15 protein-coding genes are annotated in these 12771 nt (G+C 44.7%); 4 read left to right on the top strand and 11 right to left on the bottom strand.

The annotated features are described in order from the left end of the window. From WB308_RS10730 to WB308_RS10760, 7 genes are all read right to left on the bottom strand, one after another. On the bottom strand, nucleotides 1-915 hold the full coding sequence (locus WB308_RS10730) for an SPOR domain-containing protein (protein ID WP_424191346.1): 915 nt from the start codon (nucleotides 913-915) through the stop codon (nucleotides 1-3). A gap of 39 nt (nucleotides 916-954) precedes the next feature. After that, nucleotides 955-1497 (bottom strand): DUF1882 domain-containing protein, encoded by a 543-nt coding sequence (locus WB308_RS10735; RefSeq protein ID WP_424191348.1) that lies wholly within the window; start codon nucleotides 1495-1497, stop codon nucleotides 955-957. A gap of 78 nt (nucleotides 1498-1575) precedes the next feature. Beyond that, a complete protein-coding gene (locus WB308_RS10740) occupies nucleotides 1576-2823 on the bottom strand; it encodes a serine hydroxymethyltransferase (RefSeq protein ID WP_424191350.1) in 1248 nt (415 codons plus the stop codon). Then, on the bottom strand, nucleotides 2820-4337 hold the full coding sequence (lysS, locus tag WB308_RS10745; protein WP_424191352.1) for a lysine--tRNA ligase: 1518 nt from the start codon (nucleotides 4335-4337) through the stop codon (nucleotides 2820-2822). Before lysS ends, WB308_RS10740 begins: the two co-directional genes overlap by 4 nt. An 18-nt stretch (nucleotides 4338-4355) precedes the next feature. Further along, nucleotides 4356-4838 carry a Fur family transcriptional regulator gene (locus WB308_RS10750; protein ID WP_424191354.1) on the bottom strand — a complete coding sequence of 161 codons (483 nt, stop codon included), beginning with the start codon at nucleotides 4836-4838 and terminating at the stop codon, nucleotides 4356-4358. Nucleotides 4839-4841: 3 nt separating this feature from the next. Next, entirely contained in the window at nucleotides 4842-5435 is a 594-nt protein-coding gene (locus WB308_RS10755; RefSeq protein WP_424191356.1) for a CvpA family protein, read from the bottom strand. Further along, entirely contained in the window at nucleotides 5435-6361 is a 927-nt protein-coding gene (locus WB308_RS10760; protein WP_424191358.1) for a GGDEF domain-containing protein, read from the bottom strand. The genes WB308_RS10755 and WB308_RS10760 overlap by 1 nt, the downstream gene beginning before the upstream one ends. 207 nt (nucleotides 6362-6568) lie before the next feature. On the opposite strand from WB308_RS10760, the gene WB308_RS10765 reads away from it, so the two are divergent. After that, the gene (locus WB308_RS10765) at nucleotides 6569-7915 is read left to right on the top strand and encodes a class II 3-deoxy-7-phosphoheptulonate synthase (protein WP_424191360.1); all 1347 of its coding nucleotides are present in this window, start codon (nucleotides 6569-6571) and stop codon (nucleotides 7913-7915) included. Between the two features lie 77 nt (nucleotides 7916-7992). Here the strand turns inward: WB308_RS10765 and WB308_RS10770 are convergent, their stop codons facing one another. The 4 genes from WB308_RS10770 to gatC form a co-directional block, all read right to left on the bottom strand. Then, nucleotides 7993-8397: a Fur family transcriptional regulator gene (locus WB308_RS10770; protein WP_424191362.1), complete on the bottom strand. Its 405-nt coding sequence runs from the start codon at nucleotides 8395-8397 to the stop codon at nucleotides 7993-7995. 104 nt (nucleotides 8398-8501) lie between these two features. Further along, complete coding sequence (locus WB308_RS10775) at nucleotides 8502-9572, bottom strand: type IV pilus twitching motility protein PilT (RefSeq protein WP_424191364.1); 1071 nt, start codon at nucleotides 9570-9572, stop codon at nucleotides 8502-8504. Then, nucleotides 9569-9916, bottom strand: coding sequence for an arsenate reductase family protein (locus WB308_RS10780; RefSeq protein WP_424191366.1), 348 nt, complete (start codon nucleotides 9914-9916; stop codon nucleotides 9569-9571). The genes WB308_RS10775 and WB308_RS10780 overlap by 4 nt, the downstream gene beginning before the upstream one ends. Then, entirely contained in the window at nucleotides 9917-10207 is a 291-nt protein-coding gene (gene gatC / locus WB308_RS10785; RefSeq protein ID WP_424191368.1) for an Asp-tRNA(Asn)/Glu-tRNA(Gln) amidotransferase subunit GatC, read from the bottom strand. A gap of 122 nt (nucleotides 10208-10329) precedes the next feature. Here gatC and WB308_RS10790 point away from each other — a divergent pair, with 122 nt between their 5' ends. From WB308_RS10790 to WB308_RS10800, 3 genes are read left to right on the top strand one after another with little or no spacing between them, the layout of a single operon-like run. Next, the gene (locus tag WB308_RS10790; RefSeq protein ID WP_424191370.1) at nucleotides 10330-10926 is read left to right on the top strand and encodes a hypothetical protein; all 597 of its coding nucleotides are present in this window, start codon (nucleotides 10330-10332) and stop codon (nucleotides 10924-10926) included. Further along, the gene (locus WB308_RS10795; protein WP_424191372.1) at nucleotides 10926-11924 is read left to right on the top strand and encodes a hypothetical protein; all 999 of its coding nucleotides are present in this window, start codon (nucleotides 10926-10928) and stop codon (nucleotides 11922-11924) included. Before WB308_RS10790 ends, WB308_RS10795 begins: the two co-directional genes overlap by 1 nt. After that, on the top strand, nucleotides 11924-12748 hold the full coding sequence (locus WB308_RS10800) for a tyrosine-type recombinase/integrase (RefSeq protein ID WP_424191374.1): 825 nt from the start codon (nucleotides 11924-11926) through the stop codon (nucleotides 12746-12748). The genes WB308_RS10795 and WB308_RS10800 overlap by 1 nt, the downstream gene beginning before the upstream one ends. Nucleotides 12749-12771: the final 23 nt, after the last annotated feature.

The raw sequence follows: 12771 nt of genomic DNA on the forward strand, positions 1-12771 counted from the left end.
TTACCCCTTTGTTATGTATGCGCCGGATTCGATGTTGCGTTTAACGGTACCAAGAACGTCTCGTGCCGCTTTTTCACCTTGGAATGGTCCGACCATTACTTTTGTAGACGTTCCGCTAGGGATGGTCGTATATTTCAAGCCGCTGGCATTGAGACGATCAAAAAGCGCTTTATTTGGCTCTTTGCTGAAAGAACCGACTTGGATGTAATACGTGCCGCCCGTTTCTGCTGTTTTTGCAACAGGTTTCGCTGCACTCTCTTTGGATGTTTTTTCAACCGTTTTGGCAACCGGTTTTTCCGCTGTTTTTTGTACCGGTGCAGTAACAGGTTTGGTTGAAACTGCAGTTACTTTTTTCGGTTCAGCCGGTTTTGCCGTTTTAATCGTCGGTGTGTTCACTACCGGTTGGAAAACTTTCGGAGCCGTTTGAACTTTGGTTTCCGCAACAGCAGGTTTCGCTGCCGGTTTGGTTTGCACCTTTGGAACGTTTACCGGTGCAGGAGCAGGTTGTACACTCGGTTTAATCTGCGCTGCAGGGATGGCGCTTGGTTGTGCAACAATCGGGAGGGCAGGTTGCACAACGGTTTCGGATGCAGGGGCGTTTTGAAAGGATTCCTGCTTGATTTTTTGGGCAATTTGTCCCAAATCGGCAGACGCGCTCTCATTGCCACCCTCTTGGATCACTTCTACCGGTTCGAAAAGGGGATCGTCGATCACTTCGGTAGGGGCAGAAGGTTCCGGTACTACTGCGGCATGCGGAGCTTGTTCATTATTCTCACTTTTGAGTGAATTCATAATGACCAAAACGATGATTAAAATCAGCGTTAACGCAGCGATAGCCAATAAAAGCTTTTTTGTACTGGATCCTGATCCGCTTTTATTGAGGATAATGTCGTTGAGTTCGTTTTTTTCTTCCATGTTTGTCCCGTTCCTTAGGTTAATTTTCAGTATATCACGTTACATATGTTTTGACCACGAAGCTCCGCGCTCTTTTGCGTAGACTTCGTAGGGAAGGTTGAGAATATTATATTCCGGCGGCAGCTCATCCGTAGGAAACATTCTCCACTGTTTGGGTTGTTTTGCGGCTAATTTCAGAGAAAGCATTTTACCTAATTGTATCGCTTCTTGGAAAGTCGTATGCCCTTTGTGGATATAAACGTGCAAATGTCCCGGCGTTTTGGTCTCAAATGCTGTGAAATTGATAAATCCCTCTTCACGGAGCAACAATTGTGTTTTATGGTAAAAACGCTGTGGATCGGTACCGTTGTAATCGATGACGATATTTTCGACTTTGTTAAATTGATTAATAAGCGAATGGGCAACGGTGATTTGTTTTTTAAGATGTTGATCGATGATGGATTGCGTCAGAGATTTATCAATTTTTTCATATTTGTTGAAAAACGTACGCCCTTTGAAATCGATTTTATTAACGACATTATCGTGCTTCAGCCAATAATGATCTGAAATCATTTTGATTAGTTTCATATCCATCGATGTCATAGGGACCTCTATTTTATAATATGATACGCTTCGGGAGCAAAGCCCCCAAAACTGCGTTTGCCTTTTTAGGGGAGAAATTTAATACGTTGATTGGGTGTACATTACGAAATTTTTGGCCAAAGCTTTAAGCTCTTCTTTGATTTCGGCTTGCTTCGTCTCATTTTCGATATCATCGAGGACATCGGCGATTTTATTCGCGATGATTTCGAACTCTTTCTCTTTCATCCCGCGTGAAGTCAATGCCGGACTTCCGATACGGACCCCGCTGGTTACGAACGGAGAACGTGTTTCACCCGGAACGGTGTTTTTGTTGACCGTGATCCCTGCACGTCCGAGAGCCGCATCTGCATCTTTTCCGCTGAACGGTTTGTTGAGGAAAGATACGAGAACGAGGTGATTATCGGTTCCGCCGCTGACAATATCGTATCCCCGTTCCATTAATACTTTTGCCAGTACGGCTGCATTGGCTTTTACTTGCGCAGCGTACACTTTCCACTCAGGAGAGAGGTTGTATTTGAATCCAACCGCTTTTGCCGCGATAACGTGTACCAACGGTCCTCCCTGAAGAGCAGGGAAGATAGCTGAGTTGATCTTTTTCGCGATCTCTTCGTCATTGGTCATAATCATACCGCCGCGAGGACCTGCAAGTGTTTTGTGAGTTGTAGTCGTAACGACATCCGCATACGGGAACGGACTAGGGTGCTCACCCGCACAGACGAGTCCTGCGATATGGGCGATGTCGGCGAACAAAAGTGCTCCGACCGCATCGGCAATTTCACGGAATTTTTTGAAATCGATTTCACGAGCGTACGCTGACGCACCGCAGACGATAATTTTTGGCTGAACGATTTTAGCGATATCCATGACACGCTCATAGTTGATACGACCGTCAAGCTCTACACCGTATGAGAAGCTGTGGTAGTTTTTACCTGAAAAGCTTACTTTGGAACCGTGTGTCAAGTGTCCGCCGTGGCTGAGATCCATACCGAGGAGTTTATCTCCCGCTTGGAGCAACGCCGCATAAACGGCACCGTTTGCCGATGAACCCGAATGGGGTTGTACGTTGGCAAATTTGCATCCGAATAGCTCACACGCACGGTCAATTGCGAGTTGCTCTACGCCGTCGGCGTATTCGCATCCGCCGTAGTAGCGTTTAGCAGGGTAACCTTCCGCGTATTTGTTCGTAAATACCGATCCCATCGCTTCCATAACGGCAGGTAGGGTAAAGTTTTCAGAAGCGATCATCTCAAGATGGTCGGTTTGGCGTTCAAGCTCTTTCTCGCACAGGGTGTAAATTTCGTTATCGAATTCTTTGAGGAAACTCATTCTTCTTCTCCGTGTTGGTTTTGGTTTGTTTGGTGTGGTTTCATTGCCGGGAAGAGCAATACGTCCCGGATCGAGTGTTGATTGGTCAGCATCATGACAAGGCGATCGATCCCGATTCCCTGGCCTGCTGTCGGTGCCATCCCATAGGAGAGGGCGATGACGAAATCTTCGTCCATTTCATGCGCTTCATCATCTCCTGAATCTTTGGCAGCCATTTGCCCTTCGAAACGCTGTAGTTGATCGACAGGATCATTGAGCTCACTAAATGCATTGGCAATCTCGCGTCCGGCGATAAAAAGTTCGAAACGATCGGTCAACTCCGGGCGTTCATCGTTACGGCGTGCCAACGGAGATATCTCTACCGGATAGTGGGTAATGAAGGTTGGATTGATCAGCTTGGCTTCGACAAATTCATCAAAGAGTTCACCTTGGAGCTGTCCCAGATTCATTGCCGCATTGGCTTCCAGATTTTTGGATTTCAAATAGGCCAAAATGGCTGTTTTGTCATTGACGATCTCTTCGGGAACGCCGCCGATGACGCTGAGGCTTTTGACCAGTTCGATTTCGGTAAACTGATCAAAATCAACTTCCAACTCACCGTAAGGGAGACGTTTCGGAAGATTCAAATGATCGAAGAGGTACTCAAAATACTCTTTGGTAATGGCGATCAAATCTTTGTAGGTTTTGTAGGCCCAGTAAAACTCGATTGAAGTGAACTCGGGATTGTGGGTTGCATCCATCCCTTCGTTGCGAAAGTTGCGGTTGATTTCAAATACCGCTTCAAATCCGCCGACGATAAGGCGTTTGAGATAAAGCTCGGGGGCGATACGCAAATAGCGGTCAATCCCCAGTGCATTGTGATGGGTAACGAACGGTTTTGCATTCGCTCCCCCCGCAATCGGATGCATCATCGGCGTTTCGACTTCCAAAAACCCTTTGTCCTCGAAAAAGCGGCGCGTCAAACTGATCACTTTCGAGCGAATATGAAACGTTTTACGTACTTCGGAATTCATAATCAAATCGAGATAACGCTGGCGGTAGCGCATCTCTTTATCGACAATTCCGTGAAATTTTTCAGGAAGAGGAGAGATCGCTTTGGTCAACATTTTAAGAGAATCAGCATGCAGTGACAGCTCTCCGTGCTGCGTTACGAACGGATATCCGCTCACTTCGATAATATCTCCTACCTCAAAGAGTTTTTTAAACACATCATTGTAAAAATTCTCGGGCAAATTATCACGGGCAACGTAGATTTGGAGCATTCCGCTCTCGTCTTCGATTTTTAGAAAACTTGCTTTCCCCATAAGACGATAGAGTTTGATACGGCCGGCTACGGTGTAGTGCCGATGTTCATCGCGTTTCTCCTCGCTCTGGAACAAATCGGAGTTAACGTTGTGAAACTTCTCAATCGTTGTGTTACGGCACGAGTTGTTTGCATACGGATCAATTCCGATCGCTCGCAGTGCATCGGCTTTTTCGATTCGTTGCTGTACGTATTGATTTTCAAATACCAATGGTTTTCCTTTCTTAGTTTATTTTTTAGGGTTTTCTTGGCAGCTTTTACAAATACCGTAAATCTGCATCGAGTGTTCTTGCATAATAAAGCCCAATTCTTCGGCAATCTTTTTTTGACGCAGCTCGATCTCATCATCGACAAACTCGGTAATGCTTCCGCACTGGGTACAAATAATGTGATCGTGATGATCTTTTGCCCCCAGTTCATATTTTTTCCCTTGCGCACCAAAAGAGAGTGACGTGACCATGTCCGAATCTTCGAGGAGCGATAGGGTTCGGTAAACCGTGGCAATGCCGGTACCCAGTTCAGGATGTTTTTGCTGAATCAGATGATGGAGCCCCTCAGGAGTGAGATGCTCATCGGAATTGTAGAGCATCTCTAAAATCACTTCGCGCTGAATCGTAAATTTCAGTCCGTTTGCTTTTAATAATTGTTTAAAATCACTTAAAAGTCTATTATATTCAATAGTTCTTTCCGTAAAATCGGTATACGTATTCATGGGTTATTTCCCTTTTTTCGCATCGGATGATTCTTCTGAGCGACTTGCTTCTTCATGAACGGAAGTATTCGTATCGCTTTCATTCTCATCATCTATCAGTGAGGTAACATCATCGGTTTCGATGTGCAAAATAAAATTTCCGGTAGCAAACATCGGCTCAAAAAAGAAACTGTCTGCCATTTTTTCTTCAAAGTTTTCTCGGATTGCCGTAACGCTAAAAAGGGCATACACGATAATCGAAAGGATAAAGAAAAATTTACTGCTCCCGATGACAAATCCCAAGATCCGATCCAACGGTCCCAAGCCGCTTAAAGCACTGAGTTTTTTGAATCCTGACCCCAAGGCAACCATAAGGAGCCAGAAAATTCCCAATGCAAAAATAAATCCGACTAAATTGACGGCGGTAACGGTTTCAAAATGAAAAAGGGTATCGCTTAAAAATTTTCCGATGATTCCTCCGAGATGGGAGGCAACAAAAACACCCCCTACAATTCCCGCCAATCCGAAAACTTCTTTGGAAAAACCGTTTAACAACCCTTTTAGCCCTAAGAGTAAAACGATCGATCCAACCGCAACGTCAAAATAATTCAAATCCATTAAAACTCCATTTCTAAACGGTCTTTGCCATTCTTTTTTGCTTGATACAAAGCCGTATCCGAACGTTCAATAATCGTATCCATCGAGTCGCCTTCAACCATTTTTGTCAAACCGATACTGAGAGTTACTGCAATCTGCTGATTTTGAAAGAGCGGTTTGTTATTGCGGCAGAGACTCAGAAGACGTTCCGCTACGAGCGTTGCCCCTTCCAGATCCGTACGGTTGAGAATAATGATGAACTCTTCACCGCCGAATCGATAAACGCGATCTCCGTCACGTAACGCTTTTTTGAGTAGTTTGGCAATGAAGATGAGTACTTTGTCTCCCGCAATATGACCGAAACGATCATTGATACTTTTGAAATTATCGACATCAACCATCAATGCAAAAATCTCAAAATCAAAGGTTTCTTTTTCAAGAATCGCTTTTAAATGTTCATGCAATGCGTTGCGGTTGTAGACCTTTGTCAGAGGGTCAAGATAGGTTTTCACTTCCAAAGTCTTGACCTGTTCTAAAAGTCCCTGGATGACCTCGTTAGCACGAGATACTTCATCGCTCAGATGGATCTGTATGTCGCTGAATTTTTCGGTAATTTTTCCTAAGTCAATTAAAGAGCACGAATTCGTTTCGTCGATCAATTCCGCATGTTTTTCGCTGATGGCTTCTATTTTTTCGTTGGTACGCGAATAGGATTCGATACTTTTTTGGGCAAGCTCTTTGTACTCTTGGGTCATAGAATTGTGATAGTCAAGGAGATCAAACTCACCTGATGTGTACGCTTCAAGGACCTCATGGGTTGCCGTTGCGATGAGTTCGGCAAATTCTGCAGGTTCTATAGTCGCTTGGCGTTGCCCCAGTGACTCCATCTGGGCAGAGAGTTCTTTGCAAAAGTGGATGAGTAAAGGGTTAAGCTGATTGGTTTCCACTATTTGCCTTGTCGTGTGAATTCTGAACGTTCGAAAAAAGCCTTTTTTATTACAAAAAAAGGGCAAAATTGAACGCTATAAAAGTAATGCCATTATACTTTTTCAAACATAAATCTAACTTTTGATTCTCTTAATCAGTCCTCTTTTAGGATAAAAGGATAAAATTCGTCCACTAACAATAAGGTGCGAGAGCACGCAGGAGACGATATGAGCACATGGAGCCGATCAAGCTGGAGAGAAAAGCCAATTAAACAACAGCCGATATATCCTGACCAAGGGATTTTAGAAGAGGTTGAGTCGAAGCTTCGTAATTATCCTCCTCTCGTTTTTGCGGGCGAAGCACGTACCCTCAAAAAAAATTTGGCAGACGTTTGTGAAGGGAAAGCTTTTTTACTCCAAGGGGGTGACTGTGCCGAGAGTTTTTCAGAATTTCACGCGCACAATATTCGTGACACCTTTAAAGTAATTATGCAAATGGCGGTCGTTATGACGTTTGCCGGAGGTGTTCCGGTTGTTAAGGTCGGTCGTCTTGGCGGACAATTTGCCAAACCCCGCTCTTCGGACATGGAGACGATTGATGGCGTGAGTCTTCCGAGCTACCGTGGGGATATCATCAACGGTGTCGATTTTAATGAAGCGGCCCGTATCCCTGATCCGCATCGAATGATTCAGGCGTACAACCAATCCGCAGCAACCTTAAATCTTCTTCGTGCTTTTGCCTCGGGCGGTTTGGCTGATTTGCATCAGGTTCATGCGTGGAATTTGGGCTTCGTCGGACAAAATGAAATGACGAAAAAATACGATGAGCTTTCTCGTCAAATCGATGATTCTCTCCGTTTTATGGCGGCGTGCGGTATCACTTCTGATAGTTACCGTACGTTGCGCGAAACGGATTTCTACACGTCGCACGAAGCGTTGCTGCTGAATTACGAAGAGGCATTTACACGCCAAGACTCAATGACGGGGGAGTGGTATGATGTATCGTCCCATATGCTTTGGATTGGGGATCGTACACGTCAGCTGGACGGTGCCCATGTCGAATTTATGCGCGGTATCAACAACCCGATCGGCGTGAAAGCGGGACCTTCTATGGATCCGGAAGATTTGCTTCGTTTGTGCGATATTCTCAATCCAAAGAATGAAGCAGGGCGGTTGAATGTTATCGTCCGTATGGGTGCGGATAAAGTGGCAGACGGTATGCCAGCATTGATCCGTGCGATTGAGCGTGAAGGGAAAAAAGTGTTGTGGAGCTGCGATCCGATGCACGGGAATACGATTACCAGCAGCGGCTACAAAACGCGTCCTGTTGATGCGATTCTCAAAGAGATGAAGCAGTTTTTCCAGGTTCATAAAGCGGAAGGAACGTATGCGGGGGGAGTCCATTTGGAGATGACGGGCAAGAATGTAACCGAGTGCTTAGGGGGATCGTTTGAGATTACTTCTGAAAATCTAAAAAGCCGCTACCACACCCATTGTGATCCGCGCCTCAATGCAGACCAGTCGCTTGAGTTGGCATTTTTGATCGCCGATACGTTGAAAGAAGCGCATCGTTAATTCGTCATTCCCGCGTAGGCGGGCATTATGCCCCCTGCGGGTAAATCCAGCTTTGAATTTTGGGTATGACGGGATTACTACTTTTTCTGACACTCAGGACAAATTCCCGAAATCACAATAGATACTTCATCCGCCGTGTAATGACTCATCTCAATCGATTTTTGAAGCAAGGAGAGGGGATTAAACGGAATGTCTTTAAGCTCACCGCATGATTTGCACATCACATGGGCATGAGCCTCTTTTTCAATCTCATATTTTGTTTTTTGCCCCGAGATTTTCACTTCGCGTATCAGACTGACATCCATCATCGTATGGACATTTTTATAGAGTGTCGCCAATGAAATAGAACTGAATTTTTCACGAATTTCTTGATACAAATCTTCAATACTGATATGTCCTGCCTGAGACATCAGCTGCATGATTGCAAGGCGCTGAGGAGTAGCTTTGAGCTGATGATTCTTTAATAGGTGTTCATATTTCATAATTCGTTATTATAAACGATTGTAGGTTCCAAGTTTCATAAAGAAGAGGAGAAGGGGAGAGTATTGAAATAAACTTTAAGATTTTTCCCCTTGAGGGGAAAGTCTTACATCGATTCGATGATTCGAATCAGCTCATCAGGTTTATTGGAATACTGCAATGCAGTATCTTTGCTGACCAGTTTTTTACGCAAGAATTCGACGATTTCTTGGGTTTGGGTTGTCATATTGGTCCCCTGCTGGTTCAACTGCATTTGAGAATAGAGCTGGTGAACTTTATCTTCACGGATGAGATTCGCAATCGCAGGGTTTGTAATCATCACCTCTTGCGCCGCAATACGCCCTCCGCCGATTTTAGGTAAAAGGGCTTGCGAAATGACGGCAATAAGCGAGGTAGAGAGCTGTGCCCGTACCTGAGGCTGCTCATCTCCTGCGAATACGTCAATGATACGGTTGATCGTTTGCGGAGCGGAGTTGGTGTGCAAAGTACCAAAAACCAAGTGGCCCGTTTCGGCAGCGGTTAATGCCGCTGAGATGGTTTCACGATCTCGCATCTCCCCGATGAGAATCACGTCGGGGTCTTCACGCAAGGCATATTTGAGGGCTGCTGAGAAGCTTTTGGTATCGGTACCGATGTTACGATGAGAGAACAGCGATTTTTTGTTCATATGGACAAACTCGACCGGATCCTCAACGGTAATAATATGACGTGCTTCATTCAAATTGATTTCATTGAGCATTGCCGCCAAGGTTGTTGATTTACCGCTGCCGGTAGGACCAGTGACGAGGATTAGCCCCTTTTCGCGTTTAATGAGTTCTTTAAAAATTTTTTTCGCATTCAAATCATCAAGTGAGGGGATGATCACGGGAATGATACGAAACGCACACGCCACATCGTCCATTGTCTTGTAGTAGTTGGCACGAAAACGGCCGACTTCCGGAATAACAATCGAAAAGTCAAGCTCGTTGTTTTCTTCAAATGCTTTTTTTTGTTTTTCAGTGAGGAGGGAATAGCCCATCTCTTCAATATCTTGTCCGTTCAGAACCGGTAAATTGAGAGCAACAAGCCGACCATCGATACGAATTTGCGGTTCAGAACGACTGACGAGATGAAGATCAGACGCTTTGTAGGCAACGACGCTTTTGAGGAGTTTATAAATGTCTAGTCCTGCATTCATGTGAGAAATATTCCTTCGTAGTGAGATTCGTCATATCCTACAATCAGCTGATCGCCATACTCGATTACCGGACGCTTAATGAGGAGGTTGTGGTTGCTCATCCACTCTATTTTACCGTTTTCATCCAAATCATAGCTCTTAAGAGCCAAATTTCGATAGGTTGTCCCTTTGGTATTTAAAAGGACGGAGAGCGGGGTCTGTCGGGCCCAGGATTCTATTTTTTCACGTGAAACGGGGGACGTTTTAAAATCATGGAACGCATAGGCAACAGCATGGGTATCTAAAAAGCGGAGCGCTTTTTGGACACTGCCGCAACTTTTAATTCCGTAGATATGGACCATCATTTACTCGATGATTTTGGGAACGATGAAAAAATGGTCTTGGGAATGGGGCGCATGTGCCAAAATATCATCATTGATTGCCTGATCAACGTTTCCGAGATCATGGCGAAGGGGGGTCGCCGCATCCGACATCGCAAAGGTTGCATCCACCCCATCGGTATTGAGTTCAGCAAGATTGTCGACAAAGGAGACAATTTCGCTGAGTTGGGATATCATCTCTGCACGATCCTCTTGCGGAATTTGGAGATACGATAATTTTTCTAAACGTTGTAAGAGAGTCTCATCAATTTGCATGGTTAACCTAACTCGTGGTAAATTTATAAAAATAATTGTACCCTAAAAAGAGGTTTACTAAACTTTAACATAGGGTGAGATATGATTGCCCCATTAATGAGTAGCAAAAGACAGGAGCCGTTTTGAGTCTAAAAGAGAATATGGAAGCCCTTAAAGAAGAGCTGAGTTCTGAAGAGAAATTTTTTGAAAGTGCCGTGCGTACAGAACGTTTTGTCAAGCGGTATCAAAAACCTTTAATCGCCGTGATAGCTGCTTCGTTGTTAGCCGTAGGGGGAGCTATCGGATACCAAGCGTATACGACTGCAAAAATAGAGAGTTCAAATGCGGCATTTAATGTTTTGCTTTCGAATCCCAAGGATGCAGCAGCAGAACAAACCCTTAAAAACGACAACCCTGAATTGTATGATGTGTGGAAACTCTCCCGTGGAATTGCGCAAAATGATGTAACAATTCTCGAAGGGCTTAAAAATGCTGAAGCATTCGGTGTTTCGGATATCGCTTCGTATGAAGCCGCTGCGATTAAAGGGGATCTCCAAGCCCTGGAACAGTACACCAAAAAGCAGGGTGCTCTCTATAAAGATTTAGCATTATTGGAACTCGCCGTTGCGGCCATCGAAAAAGGTGATGTTGCGGCAGCCCATCAAAAAATTGCTTTGATCGGTGAAGATTCACCGTTGTATCAAGTTGCTCAAGCCCTCGCTCATTACGGAGTAAAATAATGAAACTCTTCACAATGACGCTCTCCCTCGGTGCGGCACTCCTTTTTAGCGGATGCTCGCATAAAGAGGTTTATAAACCTGAAAATGTCAAAGGGGAATGGCGTAGTGCCGGACATGTGAGTGCGTCGATCATTCACTCGACACATTCGGCCGCTTTGTTGGATAATGGCCATTTATTGACCAAAGAGGGGGAGAAGAATATTAAAATTCCTAAGGAATACCGTCTTATTAATGCCAATGATACCTGGATTATGACCGAAAGTCCGGAAGGGAATTTGGTTCTTTTCCCGGAGGACGGAACCGATGCCAAAGTAACGTTTGAACTCAAGCGCGGTGTTGCTGCCGTCAGTATCCAAGACGATACCGTAGCCGTTTTATTTACCAATAACGAAATGGCCCTCTATTCGCTAGAGAGTAAAAAACTCCTTTTTAAAGAACCCTCCAATGCACCGATTGCGGTGGATGCCCGTATCGCCAACCCTTATTTTTTGAAAGAGCTGGTATTGTTTTTAACACTGGATGGAAAAATTGTGATTGTCAACTCGGAGACAAAACAGGTTTTGCGTTCGGTTGTTGTAAGCACGGATGAGTTTTTTAACAATATTACCTATATGAACGTTATTGATAACAATTTGCTGGCAGCGACCGGCAGTGCCGTTTTGGCCTTGTCTCAAAAAGAGGCACGTGAGAAGTATGAGATTCGCAACATTGCCTATACAGCCGATGGTGTATGGCTAACCACCAAGCAAGGTGAGATTATTGCCCTTAGCCCTACGTTGGAATTTAAAGCGAAAAAGAAATTTCCGTTTGCCCATTTCGTAGGAATCAGTGTTCAAAATGACCGTGTTTATGCCCTCGAGCAAGAGGGATATATGATCGCCTTGAGTAAAAACCTCCTGACCTATGATGTTTTTGATATCGATTTGGACAGAAATAATAAAATTTTTGTTGGAGACGGGCGTTTTTATTTTGACGATCGCTATATCAATCTCAAATAATGTCGAAGGAGCTTGAAGCTTTTATCGAATATATCACCGTTATTAAAGCGCTTAGTCCTCGAACCATCGAGGCCTACAGCTATGATTTGAGTGATATTGAAATCTCATCTCAGAAAAACCTCACCGAAATCGATTCGAACACGGTTTTTCAACTCCTCGGAACCCTTAGCAACAAACGCACCTTAAATCGAAAACTCTCTGCATTCAACTCTTTTTTGGACTTTTGCCATCGTAACCGATTTGATCACACGTCATCAAAATTTCTTCTTTCAAAAGTACCGAAGAATCTCCCTAAATATTTGTCCTTTGAAACGATTCAATCGGGTCTTGGATTGGTTGACCGGAGTGAGTGGATCGGATTGCGCGATTATGCGATGCTCCTATTTTTATATGCAACGGGAGTAAGGATAAGCGAATGTCTCGCAGTCGAAGAGAGAGATATCGAGGGTGAGTGGCTTCGTATACGTCATGGCAAAGGGGAAAAAGAGCGTTACGTTCCTATTGCTAAAGAGGCGTTAAATGCGCTTCGTGCTTATCAGGAAGCCTCTCCCTATCATAACCGTCCCCATCTGTGGCTCAATTATCGGGGTGAGTCTCTCAGCCGTATTTCGGCCTTTAAAATCACCCAAAAGTATTTGGGTGTCTCCCCCCACGCGCTTCGCCACTCCTATGCTACGGCCCTTATCCTCGGCGGGGCAGATTTGCGTGTTGTTCAAGAGCTGCTAGGGCATGCGTCGCTGTTGACAACCCAAATCTACACCCATGTCCAAAAGCAAAATCTTCAAGAGACGGTGATGAATTATCATCCCATGGCACATCCGTAAACGGCGGAGGGGCGTACTTCAGC

Source organism: Sulfuricurvum sp. (genome assembly GCF_049587615.1).
In the GTDB taxonomy this organism is placed as follows: Bacteria; Campylobacterota; Campylobacteria; order Campylobacterales; family Sulfurimonadaceae; genus Sulfuricurvum.

Coding starts and splice junctions, on each gene's coding strand:
- WB308_RS10750 (WP_424191354.1), bottom strand. CDS start 4,838: ATGAATACGTATACCGATTTTACGGAAAGAACTATTGAATATAATAGA.
- WB308_RS10775 (WP_424191364.1), bottom strand. CDS start 9,572: ATGAATGCAGGACTAGACATTTATAAACTCCTCAAAAGCGTCGTTGCC.
- WB308_RS10730 (WP_424191346.1), bottom strand. CDS start 915: ATGGAAGAAAAAAACGAACTCAACGACATTATCCTCAATAAAAGCGGA.
- WB308_RS10765 (WP_424191360.1), top strand. CDS start 6,569: ATGAGCACATGGAGCCGATCAAGCTGGAGAGAAAAGCCAATTAAACAA.
- WB308_RS10795 (WP_424191372.1), top strand. CDS start 10,926: ATGAAACTCTTCACAATGACGCTCTCCCTCGGTGCGGCACTCCTTTTT.
- WB308_RS10735 (WP_424191348.1), bottom strand. CDS start 1,497: ATGACATCGATGGATATGAAACTAATCAAAATGATTTCAGATCATTAT.
- WB308_RS10780 (WP_424191366.1), bottom strand. CDS start 9,916: ATGATGGTCCATATCTACGGAATTAAAAGTTGCGGCAGTGTCCAAAAA.
- WB308_RS10800 (WP_424191374.1), top strand. CDS start 11,924: ATGTCGAAGGAGCTTGAAGCTTTTATCGAATATATCACCGTTATTAAA.
- WB308_RS10740 (WP_424191350.1), bottom strand. CDS start 2,823: ATGAGTTTCCTCAAAGAATTCGATAACGAAATTTACACCCTGTGCGAG.
- WB308_RS10755 (WP_424191356.1), bottom strand. CDS start 5,435: ATGGATTTGAATTATTTTGACGTTGCGGTTGGATCGATCGTTTTACTC.
- gatC (WP_424191368.1), bottom strand. CDS start 10,207: ATGCAAATTGATGAGACTCTCTTACAACGTTTAGAAAAATTATCGTAT.
- WB308_RS10770 (WP_424191362.1), bottom strand. CDS start 8,397: ATGAAATATGAACACCTATTAAAGAATCATCAGCTCAAAGCTACTCCT.